At 46.4% G+C, this 14,604-nt stretch carries 2 protein-coding genes; both read right to left on the reverse strand.

The genetic code is table 11. The features are described 5' to 3' along the window. Window positions 1-24 precede the first annotated feature (24 nt). On the reverse strand, window positions 25-3,858 hold the full coding sequence (locus tag C6Y03_RS11605) for a non-ribosomal peptide synthetase (RefSeq protein WP_106039333.1): 3,834 nt from the start codon (window positions 3,856-3,858) through the stop codon (window positions 25-27). 44 nt (window positions 3,859-3,902) lie between these two features. Beyond that, a complete protein-coding gene (locus C6Y03_RS11610; RefSeq protein WP_106039334.1) occupies window positions 3,903-14,597 on the reverse strand; it encodes a non-ribosomal peptide synthetase in 10,695 nt (3,564 codons plus the stop codon). Between the last annotated feature and the right edge of the window lie 7 nt (window positions 14,598-14,604).

Genomic DNA, 14,604 nt, shown 5'->3' on the forward strand with positions numbered 1-14,604 from the left:
GTGCACCCCTGCCTAATCTAAAGTTTACAAGACTGCTTCTCTATTTTTATGATGGACTATCTTTTGGATCAGCTGTGCATTTTGAGCGGCACATTCTTTGTTTTTGAACATGTCAGCGTGCTGACCATAGCCTTGATATTGTCGATAAGCGCCGGTCGTCGCAGCTTCCCAATTTTCCATCCAGTCTGGTATCGCAATTTGCTCTTCGGATTGGATGAAGTCAATGTCTGCTTGTATCTCTCCTTGGTTCACCCCCTTAACAAAAGTTTCATAGTAGGCTCTCGTTTTTTGAGCCAGCGCGTCTTGGATGAGCTCCGCTTGGGCAAGTTCACTTTGCTGCGACTGATGGACGATCGCTGCTATATCGTCATCAATGGATCGTCCTTCTAAATCACTTTCTCCTATTTTCTTATAGGAATCGATCATGATGACCTTTTCGACGGTCCGCCCTGCTTGTTCGAGCGATTGAACAAGCTCAAAGGCTAGGTAGCACCCGCCAGAGTATCCCATCAAAGTCAGCGGTCCTTCAGGCTGAAGGTGCTGGATATGCTGAACATATTGCGAAATTCGATGATCGGCTTCAATAAAGTCAAAGGCGATCAAACGAACACCATCAAGCGTTTTTGCGGCTTCCTGATAAATAAAGCCATAGCCTGGTAATGGCGGGAGAGCAAAGACTGTTGGTGTTTGAGATTCATTGAATACAAGATAGCCTGCGGCTTCCTGATCCTGCTGTTGAATATAACGGCTGATTGCTTCAATGGTAGGCGTCTCAAACAGCAAGTGAATGGGCACCTGAACATCGAATTCCTTCGACACCTTGGATAAAAGCGACATCGCTTTTAATGAATGCCCGCCAAGCTCAAAGAAATGGTCATCTGTGCTGATATCATCTCTTTCAAGCACTTCCCTCCACATCACAAGCAACTTTTGTTCTACCTCATTTACTGGAAGCTTCACATGGCGGTTTCCTTGAGGCGCCTCTGGCTTTGGCAGCTGACGTTTATCAACCTTTCCATTTGGCGTAAGCGGCATTTTCTCAAGTCTGATCAGCTCATGAGGCTGCATGTAAGCCGGAAGTTTTTCCTTCAGCCCTGACTTGATCACATCGAGTTTGTCCTTCCACTCCTCCTCACACGTCATATAGGCGAGCAGCCTTGTATGCTGCGTGTTATGCTGATCAGCTATAAGGGCAGCTTGCTTTACGCCTGGATGCATGAGAAGGTGGGCTTCAATTTCTGTCAGCTCAATTCGATGACCGCGAATTTTCACCTGATCATCCACTCTGCCTGCATACTCAATCAAACCGTCTGCTCGAAAATAGGCCAAGTCTCCCGTACGATACAGCCTTTCTCCCGCAGCAAATGGATGGGCGATAAAGGCTTGTTTTGTCAGATCAGGACGATTCAAATACCCCTTCGCAAGCCCTTTTCCGCTCAGGCATAGTTCTCCGACCATTCCAATCGGCTGAAGCTGTCCGTGCGGGCTCAATATATAAGCACCCGTCTGGTTGAGCGGCTTTCCGATTGGAATCGAACGCGTCTCTACCGGCAGAGCCTCATCTACTGGATAATAGGTGGCGAAGACCGTTGATTCGGTTGGACCGTAGACATTGATCAGTCTGTCTTTCCCCATGACATCAAAGGCTTTCCTCACATGCTGTACCGATGCCCGCTCTCCTCCGAACAGCACCTTGCGCACACTGCGCATCCAGTCGGTTTCTTCATCAACGAGGAGATTAAATAATGCAGTCGGAACAAACATGACAGAAATGCTTTCTCTTTTAATCAGCCCCGTCAGCTCGCCCATGTCTAAAATGATCTCTTTTTTCGGCAGGACAAGCTTCGCTCCGTTTAAAAGTGCGCCATACACATCAAATGTAAAGCCATCAAATACGCTGTTGGATAGTGACAGCAGTGTATCTGTTTCTGAAATGGTTAAGTAGTTCGTATTTTTGACCACCCGGGCAATATTGGAATGGGTCGTCATGATGCCTTTTGGCTGACCTGTTGTACCAGATGTATACATGATGTAAGCCGTATCGTGTAAGCCTGCTTCTAGCAGAAGATTCTCTGAGCTCATCAGTGAAATTTCCTGATCATCCGCAAACAGATACGTACCATCAAACGCAAGTGCCTTCGCCTGACCGATAAAGGATGAGTGAGTCAGAAGATGCGTTGCCCCGCTGTCTTTAAGCATGTATTGAATGCGGCTTTCTGGATAATCGGGATCAATTGGCACATAGATTGCGCCTGCTTTTAAGACAGCCAGCAGGCTGACAATAAGTTCAGGCGTGCGGTCGGCTAAAATGGCGATGACCGTTTGATGCGTGACCCCATTTTTTTGCAAATGCCTTGCCAATCGATTGGCTTGTTCATTCAGCTCCGCATATGTCATCGTGTGCTCACCTGCTGATAATGCCACTGCATTCGGCTGTTTGCGGACATTATGCTCAAACCATTTCGACAAATACAGCTGGTCATGCTCAAGCTCAGGCGCATTCCATTCCTCAAGAATCAGCTGCTTTTCCTGTTTCGTGACGAGTGTAAGTGTATGAACCGATTGATCAGGATGCTTGATCGCCTCGCTCATCAATAGACTCAGCTGCTCCTTTAACCGGTGGACAAATTGAGGATCAAATGCTTTTTGGTTAAAGGCCAGCTTCAATTGCAATTGTTCTCCTGGTGATGCCAGCAAATTGAGATCATAGTTCGATTTTTCATACACATTCATGTTTTCCACAGTAAACCCTAATCGCGCCTCTTGCTCGTCCTTCTTTGCGGCTGGGACGTTTTCAAACACGACAATATGATCAATGAGTGGCTGCTGACCTGTCTTTGCCTGAATATCATAAATCGGAATATATTGGTGCGGCTCGGCTGCAAGAGACTGCTGCTGAGTCTCTGATAGAAGAGAACGGAATGTCATGTCATCTGTCAGCTGAATTCTTCTTGGGATGACATTGATGAACAAGCCAACCATTCTGTCAACACCAGCCAAATCTGCCGGACGTCCCGACACAACCGTGCCAAACAACACATCATTTGAACGCTGATATCTGCTCAACAGAATTGACCACACCGATTGAAGCACGTTGCTTAACGTGGCATTTTGCTGCAACGCTAACTCTGATAAAGCAGCCGTTTCTTCTTTGCTCATCGACCATTCCATTTCGCCTAATTCATGTTCATTCGTTTGTTTTCTCTGTTCTTTAAAGATTGATTGTCCATCAAACCCGGCTAATGATTGCTGCCAATATTGAAGTGATGCTTGTTTATCTTGTTTTTCCAGCCATTGAATATATTCTTTGTATGGTTTAACCGGTTCCAGCTTGTAAGGGACGTCATGCAAAAGTGCATGATAAATTGCAAATAACTCCTGCACCACAAGCCCAAAGCACCAGCCATCAAGGAGGATATGGTGATAGCTCCATATCCAGCGATAGCTGGCAGGACCCGTTTGGAAAACGGATGCCCGCATGAGAGAATCCTTCGAGAGATCAAATCCTCTCAGCTGATCCTGTTGTTTAAATGTCTCAATACGTACAAGCTGTTCGTCTTCAGAAAGATCCTGCATGTCCACCACATCAAGCGTAAAAGGGCGTTTCTTCAGCACAACTTGGACAGGGCGCTTCACTTTTTCGTGGAGAAATACGGTACGAAAAATATCGTACCGTTCCACGATGACATTCATGCTTTTCTCAAGTAAGTCATGACGCAGTGTGCCCTTTACGTTCATATCCATTTGCTCTACATAAAAGCCCTTTTCTTGATGATGGAGGGTATGAAACAGCATTCCTTCTTGCATCGGTGACAGATAATACATGTCTTGAACTTGATCCCTTTTAAATGAACTCATCTATTTCATCCTCCCTTCCCGTTTGTATGACTGATCTCGTGTTGTTAGGTCAATTTTTCCTCAAGCATGTCAAAAATGTCGTCCATTTCATCCATTTCAAGATCAGCCGCAGAGAAGTCACTTGGCGTAAATTCTCTTTCGTGCTGCGCTAAACAATGGGTAATGATGGATTGGATTTTTTCTTTCAACAATGCCATGAACTGCTGTATCGTTTGTTCTTCATATTCATCTGTACAATAGGAACACGACAACATGAATCGATTGTGTTGAACAAGACCACTTAGGTTCAGCTTATAGACAGCTTCTGAATCAGGGCTTGCTTGTCGTCCCATATCATAGGTGGACGGTCCAAAGAGTTCTGTCGTCACTTCCTGATCGATCTGCCCAAGATAGTTCAAGCTGATTTCAGGATGTACGTGCTGTCCTGACGGCTCAGTGGCTGTCATGTATTTCAAAATCCCGTAGCCAATTCCTTTATTTGGCACACGCCGCAGCATCTCTTTCGTTCCTTTAATAGCATCAGCTATGGTCTGATCCGGCTTTGCTTCAAGAACAACTGGATACATACTCGTAAACCAGCCAACCGTGCGGGAGACATCCAGCCCTGATAAAATATCCTCTCTTCCATGACCTTCAAGCTGCACATGTACATGGGACTTCCCTGTCCACTCCTGAACGGCAAGCCCGAGAGCACATAGAAGAATATCATTCATTTCCGTTGTGTACGGTAGATGAATATCGGTTAAGAGATGCTCGGTTTCGGACTCTGAAAGCTGCATCTGTACTGCTTTTGTTTGAGCAACTTTTCTTTTCGTTACTTCATGATCAACAGGTAAAGTGGTCAATGGCAGAGTGTCAATCTCTGTCCAGTACTCACTTTGGCTTTTTAACGGCTTGGACTGTGCGTATCGTTCGATTGCCTCTGCCCATTCTTTAAAGGAATGGGTTTTTGGCGGAAGGACGAGCGTTTGTCCTTGAGCTGCCTGCTGATAAAGAGACATAAAATCCTCTAGTAAAATTCGGCATGAGACACCGTCAATGACAAGATGGTGTGTCACGATGAGTAAGTGATCGCCATCTTTTGCACGGAAACAAATCACTTTCATGAGTGGACCTGTTTCGAGGTTCAGCTGACGCTGATACTCGTTGGCATATGTGGAAATGGCCTTTTTCACGTCGTGCTCTTTAGAGACATCATGAGAAATAATCGCAATCGATTCCCTGAGCTCCCGCTGATTGTATTGCAGAATGTCATCATGCTCCTGCCTGTATACCATACGCAGTGCATCATGATGTGAAAGTAATTTCTGCATCACTTGTTCTGTAATCGAAAGGTCAAATCCGTTTGGCGCATGAAGCATCATCGAGAGATTCCAATGGTGCTGGTCACTGAATGCTCGCTCAAAGAACCAGCGTTGAATTGGAGTCAAAATGACTTCCCCTTCAACTGGTGATTGGTCGGCTGTCATTTGATCGGCTTCTTCGATATATGGGCGCAGCTCCGCAATCGTTGGATATTGGAATAGTAGCTTCATATCGAGCTTCCAGCCCGCTTGTGTGAGTCTGCTTGCCATTTGGATGCCTTTAATTGAGTCTCCACCAAGGAAGAAGAAGTGGTCGTGAATGCCGACTTGGCTCACGCCAAGGACATCTGCCCAAATATCGCAAAGCAGTGTTTCAACTTCGTCTCTTGGGGCTTCGTATGCCGTTTGGTTTGCTTCCATATCAGGCGCTGGCAATGCTTTCAGATCGACTTTGCCATTTGCCGTCATCGGCAGTTGGTTAAGCTTGATGATGGATGATGGCACCATATAGTCTGGCAACGTTCGTTTTAGACTTTCTTTCAGGTCGGTCGTTTCTTCATCGGTGATGACATATGCCACAAGCGAATCTTGTTCGCTGGCATCTTTGACCGTTGTCACGACTGCTTCTTTGACTTCCGCCAGCGCAAGGAGCTGCGCCTCAACTTCTGACAGTTCAATACGGAAGCCTCGGATATTGACCTGATGGTCTTTTCTGCCGAGATAGATCAGCTCGCCATCCTCTGTCCATTTCACTAAGTCGCCTGTACGGTACATGCGCTCACCTGGATAAAATGGATCTGGGACAAATCGTTTCTCTGTTTCCTCTGGAAGATTCCAGTACCCTCTTGCCAGTCCTTTTCCTGCGATCACGAGCTCACCCGGTACGCCTGGCGGCGAGAGGTCGTATAACGAACCCATGATGTAGAAACGAGTATTGGCAATCGCCGTTCCGATCGGAAGTGTGCCTTGATCTGGGTTGATGATCCCGCTGGTCGCTACGACTGTGTTTTCTGTTGGGCCATAGTTATTGACGAGTTTATATGGAACAGGCTTTACCTGTTTCAGCTTGTCTCCGCCAGTCAGTAGGTAGCGCAGTGAATGATTGTCCATTGACATAAACTGCTCGCATAACTGAGTTGGCAGGAACGCAATGGTGATCCCTTTTTCATTGAAATACGTATTGAGCTTGACCATATCGAGACGAATCGCTTCATCGATGATGTGCAGCTCTGCGCCGGCGATCCATGACGGGAACATTTCCCAAATGGAGGCGTCAAAGCCAAAGCCGGCATATTTGGCGGTTCGATCCGCATTTGTCACTTGGAAGGCATCATTGTGCCAGAAAGCAAGATTGACAAGGGACTGGTGCTCGACCATGACACCCTTCGGCTGTCCAGTCGTTCCCGATGTGTAAATCATATAGGCGAGATCTGTTGGTTTCACATGTACCTGAATTTCTTGTGCTTCTCCTTCTACGGCATCTTCTATTTGCAGAACATGACCTGTGAAAGAAGTTGGTGCAGTCAGTCCTTTTTGCATCAGAAGCACCTCTACCTCGCAGTCCTCTAGCATGTACGCAATACGCTGAGCCGGATAATCCGCATCAATTGGAACGAATGCCGCACCTGCCTTCAGGACGCCAAGGACGGCTGCCGTCATGTCAAGCGATGGACGGGTGAGAATGCCGACGCGATCTCCGGGTTTTGTGCCAAGAGAGATCAATTTCTGAGCAACTACATTCGCCCGATTGTTCAGTTCCTCATATGTCCAGCTCGTTCCGCAGAAGGTCGCCGCCTTTTGGTGAGGCGCTTTGTGCGCATTAGCTCCAATTAGTTCATGGATCGTTTGATCTGACGGAACGTCTAGGACAGGACCTGACCATTCATTGATCAGTTCTCGTTTTTCCTCTTCAGTTAAGATCGATAGCGCTGAAATTGGCTGATTGAGCTTAGCCAGCATTTCGTCTATGATTTGTTCAAAATATTGACTCCAACGCTGAATGGTCTTCTTTTTAAACAGTGCCGCTGCATACTCAAAACGCAGGCCCACTTGGTCTTTTTCTTCAAATACACCGAGCGTTACATCAAATTTTGCTTGAACTGTCTCTTGCTGTTTTTGCGAAAGCTTGAGTCCATCCAGATCCGGTAACGTCAGATCTCGGTCATCCGTTGTCAGCATGACACTAAACAATGGATTGCGGCTCGTGTCTTTCGGAAGATCTAACTGTGCCACCAATTCCTCAAACGGGAAATCTTGATGTTCATAGGCTGATAGGCTGCGATCTTTCATTTTTTCAAGCAATTGTGCTGTCGTTTCCTCCAGCTGCACTTCATGTCGAAGAGCCAGTGTATTCACAAACATGCCCGGAACCCGTTCCATTGAAGCATGCGTACGTCCTGCTGTCACAGCGCCTATAACGATATCTGTCTGCCCAGTTAAATTGGAAAGGAAAATGGCAAATGCCGTTTGCATGACCATGTTCAAGCTTACACCTTTTTCAGCCATGAGCGTTTTAATGGACTGCACCTTTTCAGCAGATAACCATCTGTCGACTCGGTCTCCTTCAAATGACTGAACATGAGGGCGCGGAAAATCAAGTGGCAGCGCCAAATCTTCAGGCGGCTGAGCGTATTGCTCTAGCCAATATTGACGCTGTTTCTCGAGCAGCGCTTGCTGCTTTTCTTCCTGCTGCCATACCGCATAATCCTTGTAGTGCAGCTGAACTGGCGGTAATGTCTTTTTCTCATACAACTCTGCCAATTCTTGAATGAGCAAACTGCGTGTGACACCATCTGCGATGATATGGTGCATATCCATCATGAACACATATTCTTCATTAGAAAGCTTCGCCACCTTTGCCCTCATTAATGGTGCTTGATGTAATGAGAATGGGGTGATGAATGCGTCTATGACAGGTTGTTCATGACCTCTCTCTACTTCAACAACCTCTAACGTAAACGGCATTCGGCGATAGACTTTTTGAACTGGTACGCCGTCAATTTCTACAAAGGCTGTCCGCAATGATTCATGTCGTTCGATCAAGGCTTGCAGCGCTTCTTCTAGCAGCTTCACATCAAGGCTGCCTTCCATCATCAAAACAGCTGGCATATGGTAAGTAACTGCTTCTGGATGCAGCTGCTGTAACACATACATCCGCTTTTGAGCGGAAGAGACAGGATAGAAATCTTGCTTCTCCGCCGGATGAATGGATGTGATGTCCGAAGAATCCACTTCTTCCAAATAGGCTGCCATCGCCCGTATCGTTGGCTTTTCAAAAAGGACTTTGAGCGGCACATGCTTGTTCAGCTTGGCTTGTACCTTCGAAATGAGCACCATGCCTTTGAGAGAATGACCTCCCAATTCAAAGAAGTGATCATGAACACCTATTTGTTCAACCCCAAGTACTTCTGACCAAATGTCACACAGCGACTGCTCAAGTGCCGTTTCTGGTGCTGCATGCACCGCGCGGTTCATATGCACCTCGTGCGGAAGCGGCATAGACTTCGCATCTACCTTTCCGTTTTGTGTGAGCGGAATGTGGTCGACTTTGACAAAGTACGTTGGAATCATATAATCCGGCAGTGTCTCCGCAAGCTTTTCTCTAAACGTCAGTGTTCCAATTGGCTCAGGCGCTGTGTAATAGAGTGCAAGCTCCGGTAAACGGGACATGTGAATTACTTTGACATACACCTCTTGAATGGATAATCGTGCACGCGCGGCATGCTCAATTTCCTGTTTCTCAATACGATAACCGCGGATTTTCACTTGATCATCTATTCTTCCGAGAAACTCAATGTCTCCATTTGCATGCTGTCTGACCAAATCCCCTGTGCGATACATTCGCTCCTGAGGATAATATGGATTTTCAAGAAAACGCTCTGCTGTTAATTCAGGCTGATTCAAATACCCTCTCGATACACCTTCCCCCGATATATAAAGCTCTCCAGGTGCGCCATAAGGGACAAGGCGCTGCTGACGATTGAGTGCGAGCGCTCTTGTGTGAGCAATTGGCTGCCCGATCACAGAGCGATCCATCAAAGCGCCTAGCTCTTGCGGTGTGATCAGCTTGGTCACAGTCCCAATAGTTGTCTCTGTCGGGCCATAGTGGTTCATCACTGCCACACATGGGTGCTGCTTCATAAACGTTTCAACATCCTCAGAGACAATCGGTTCCCCTCCAAGTATCACAAGGCGTAAAGCATTAAATGCATGATCCTTCGAATCTGCCATCATATGAAATAAGGATGGTGTCATTTTGATATACGTCAGCTCTTGTTCATCAATCAAACGCATGAGACGCACCGGGTCTGTATACACATCTTCACGAGGCACATAGAGTGTCCCCCCTGCTTTTAAAACAGGGAAAATGCTTGTGTAACCGAGATCGTATGCATAAGAAGAAAGCAGTGCCGTCCGATCGCATTCTTGCAATGTCACCTCATTTGTCAGCCAGTTGACATAGTGTGATAGATTACGATGTGTGAGCTGTACACCCTTCGGCTTCCCTGTTGTACCAGATGTGTATATTACATAAGCGAGCTGATCGGCTGAGCCTTCCGGCAGATCTAGCGAGCGGCTTTGCTGCACTGCTTTTTCAACCTGCACCACTTGAATCGACTTGTGATCTTGATAGGAACCTGCAAGAGACTCATTTGTCACGATCACTTGTGCACCTGAATCTTCTAATGTGTAACGGATACGTTCCGCAGGGAAGGCCGGATCAATTGGTACAAATGCACCACCTGCTTTCATCACACCAAGCATTGAGACGATGACATAGACAGAGCGGTCAAGAATCAGTGCTACAGTCTTTTCTTTCTCGACGCCTCGTACCTTCAGTTCACTGCCAAGCGCATTTGCCATGTCTTCCAGCTCGCGGTAAGTGAGCTTCCGTTGATCATCCATCACCGCAATGGCATCTGGTGTTTCCTTTACCTGACGCGAAAATTGGACATGGAAGGGCTCATGACGATTCGATTGCACTTCGTCTTTTTTCTCCAATCGCTCTATTTGCTCATGCTGATCAAGGATACGGAGCAAGCCGATCTGTTCATCCGGGTGTTGGACCGCTTCACGAATAATCGCTAGAAGATGAGTTCCGAACCTGCGGACCGTCTCTTCTTTAAATAATGCCACTGCATAGTCAAAGCTCAGCTTTAATGCTCCCTCTCGTTCAAATGCTTCTAGAGACAAGTCAAATTTGACAGAGTGATGCTGAATGGCATAAGGCGAAATGTGCAGATCGCCGAGCATTAGCGCCGGAACCTCCATGTTCTGCATGTTAAATGACACGCTAAAGAGCGGGCTTCGGGTTGTATCACGATCTAGCGGAAGACGTGCAATTAACTCTTCGAGTGGATAGCTTTGATGAGCAAAAGCGTCAATACTCGTTTCTTTTATTTCTTCAAGCAGCTGTAAAAATGTCTTCGTTTGTTCTGGTTTTCCGCGCATCGCAACAGTGTTGATAAACATCCCCGGCATGTCCTGTAAATCAGGGTGTGTCCGTCCTGCAACAGGGGAACCAACGATGATATCTTCCTGGCCGCTATAAGTGGCAAGCAGCACTTGAAAGGCAGATAACAAGAACATGTACATGGTCGTATCTGTTTTCTGAAGCAATTCATGAATCCGCTGAGTCGTCGCTTGATCACAGCCAAACATGAATCGTTCTCCGTAAAAATCACGTTCCGCTGGACGCGGATAATCAGTTGGCAGCTCTAATACCGGTAAGTCTCCTTCGAATTGCTTCAACCAATATGCTCCATGCTCCTTCTGTTTCTCCGTCTCTTCTTCACTTAACTGCCAGACAGCGTAATCTTTATAATGAATGGCTCTTTCTGCAAGAGCTTCTCCATCATAGGCCTTCGCCAAATCTTGAATGAACGTCTTCATGGAGCTGCCATCTGTAATGAGATGATGTGCTTCCAAGACGAGAAGATGACGGTTCTCACTGACCTTCAACAACTGAGCTCGCAATAGAGGCGCAGCTGTTAAATCAAATGGTGTTTGACGTTCAGAAAGGAATGCCTCTGCCTCTTCTTCTTTGATGTCATGAACGGGAAGGTCAAATGCAGTCCATTCATTCACCCTTTGGACGATGTCTTCTCCATTTATATGAAAACTCGTTCTTAAGATTTCATGCGTTTGGATCAACTGATCAAACGCTGATCTGAGCCGCTGATATTCGAGTGCCCCTTCAAGCGTTAAGACGATCGGAATATGATAATTCGTGCTGTCAGGTTCGAGTGTCTGCAAAATGTATAAACGGCGCTGAGCTGGTGATACCGGATATTCGTCCGCATGCTCTGCTGGTAAAATAGGATGCCCCGTTTCTTCTTGACCGTCCTGATCGATGTACGCCGCTAATGAACGAATTGTCGGCTTCTCAAAAATCACTTGAATCGGTACTTCCTTTTGAAGCACCTCTTGAATCTTCGCGGACATCATCATCGCTTTGAGAGAGTGCCCGCCAGCCATGAAGAAATGTTCATCTACTCCTACCGTTTTCCCAAGGAGCTCCTCCCAAATTTGAGCGAGTGCCTTTTCTGTCTCCGTCTCAGGCGAAATGATTTCCTTTTTCTCCTGATGCGCTTCGTCCGGCTTTGGTAAAGCTTTTCGATCTACCTTCCCGTTCGATGTGAGCGTAAAAGCATCCAGCTTCATCACATGGTGCGGCACCATATAAGCTGGCAGCTCTTGATTGAATAAATCCCGCACCTCTTCTTCTGTCATTGTCCCTGTGAAGTAAGCCGTGATTTCCTTTTCATCTGAGGAAAACGAATGGACAAGCACAACCGCATCCTCTATGCCCGCTTTTTGCTGAAGCACTGTTTCAATTTCACCAAGCTCAATACGGAAGCCTCGAATTTTCACCTGATCATCTGTCCGGCCGAGGAATTCGATCTGGCCATCCGCGCCATATCTAGCCAAATCCCCTGTTCGATACAAACGGCCTGACGGCTTAAAAGGATCTGCCATGAACACTTGATTGGTCAAATCCGGACGATGGAGATACCCTCTTGCGACACCATCTCCGCCAACATACAGCTCTCCTGGCGCTCCAATTGGCTGCAATCTTTGATCATCATCTAAAATATAAGCCGACGAATGGTTGATCGGCTGACCAATTGGGATCGGACCCGTTTCATCTCCTCTTACTTCGTAAATGGTCGAGATGGTTGTATTTTCAGTTGGACCATAGGCATTCAGTAAAACAAGTGCTGGATGATGCTGTTTCACAAGCTCCGCACTCTTCACATTGATGACGTCACCGCCTGTAATTAATGTGGTTAATCCTTCGAACATTTGCGGCCGCTGCTGAGCGAGCTGATTAAATAATCCAGTTGTTAAAAAGAGCGCCGTCAACTGATGTGTTTGGATAAATTGTTCGAATCGATGAATATCCAATAAAGTATCACGGTCAACAGGATAAAGCGTCGCCCCATTTAGCAGCGTGGTAAATATCTCAAAGGTAATAGCATCAAAGCTGACGGCCCCTGTATGCGCCATACGATCCGACTTGGTCAAGCCTAATTTCTCCTGAGAGCAAGCCAATCTCACAATATGCTGATGCTCAATTTGAACCCCTTTGGGCTGTCCAGTTGATCCTGATGTATACATGATATACGCCAATTGAGATGGAGACGTCCGGACTGAGAAATCCACGTGTGAGCGATGAGGCATGCTGGTCACATGTACAGCCTTGATATGTTCATCAACTGGCGGCTGATTGTCAGCATGCAGCAAAATGGATGCGCCGCTGTCTTCAAGCATCCATCGGATTCTCTCCTCAGGCTGGGAAGGATCAATCGGCACATAAGCTGCCCCTGCGTGCAGAACTGCTAAAATGGCGATCACCGCATCTGCTGATCGGTTCATATACACCGCGACAGCATCTCCGGGCTGTACGCCGTTTTCAACAAGACTGCCGGCTAAACGACGGATTTCTTGTCCAAGCTCCTCGTACGTGAATGTTCGATCGCCTTCAACTAATGCCAGATGGTCAGGCTGCGCCTTCATACGTTCATTAAGCAGCTCAGGAATAGACAGATGCTTCGGATAATCTCGCTCTGTCTGATTCCAAGCTTCAATCTGCTGCTTCTCCTCTTCTGTGATACATGTCACTTCATGAAGGCGTACATCAGGGTTCTGGATGATTTGCTTCATGAGATTGGTCAGATGTTTTGATATGTTTTCAATGATCTTTTCTTCAAAAGCTATGGCGTTGTATTTGATTTTCAATGTCCACGTTTCACCTGGATAAACAAGGACATTTAGGTCGAAATTCGTTTGTTCAAATCCGTCCTTTACATCAATGGAAAAACCAAGCCGTGCAGACATGGTATCACCAGACAGCTCCTGATCTAAAGGATAGTTCTCAAACCCAACCAAATGATCAAAGAGCTGCCCTCCAGCAGCTGTCTTTTGCTGAATGTCATAAAGCGGCATAAAATCATAGTTTTCCGCTTCCAGTGCATGCTGCTGAACCTTTTGAAACAACTGTTTGAACGTCTGCCCCTGATCCAATGTCACTCGAACGGGTATCGTATTGATAAACAGCCCTGCCATGCGCTCAATTCCAGATACACTTGGAGGTCTGCCCGATACAACGGTGCCGAATGTGACATCATCAGCTGCATGATAGGTGCCTAATAGAACAGACCAGACAGCCTGAAACAGGTTCGGGGCTGTCACTTGGCATTTTCTTGCTACATTTTGAATGGCTTGTACCGTTTGAGCATCCCATGTAAACGTCCATTCCTGATGGTCGTATTGTCCGTTCGCTTCATTTTGCTGCAGCAGCCCTTGATGCTGAACCGCTCCATCTAGACGCTCCTGCCAATAACTTTCCGCTTCTTGTTTATTTTGCTTTCCAAGCCACTGGATATAATCTGCATAAGGCTTTCCCTGTGAGCGATCCGGCGTTCGATCGTTCCGAAAAGATTCATAGTAATGAAACAGTTTTTTCATTAAAACACCCATGGACCAACCATCCATGATGATGTGATGGTTGCTCCAAATTAGATGCCAGTTTGTTTCATTTAGTTGAAAAACAGCGACCTTCAATAACAGATCATTTGTTAAGTGAAATCCTTGCTTTCTCACTTGATTTTTATATTGATCCAATACCTTTTGCTGCTCTTGATGATTCAGATGTGATAGATTCTCTCGATACACATCGAGATGACGTTCAGCCAGTACAACCTGACGAGGCTTTTGTAATTGTTGATAAACAAAAGCTGTACGGAGAATGTCATATGTCCGTATGAGCTCATTGAGACTTTTTTCAAAAAGAGCGAGATCAAACTCTCCGCTTATTCCAAGCTCAAGCTGTGTGAAATAAGAGGAGGAATTAGGGTCTAGCATGGCATGATACAGCATGCCCTCCTGCATGGGTGTTAAAGGATATACCTTCTGAATCTTCTGCTTGCTCATATGTCCA

The organism is Bacillus sp. LNXM65 (genome assembly GCF_002998575.1).
Taxonomy (GTDB): Bacteria; Bacillota; Bacilli; order Bacillales; family Bacillaceae; genus Bacillus.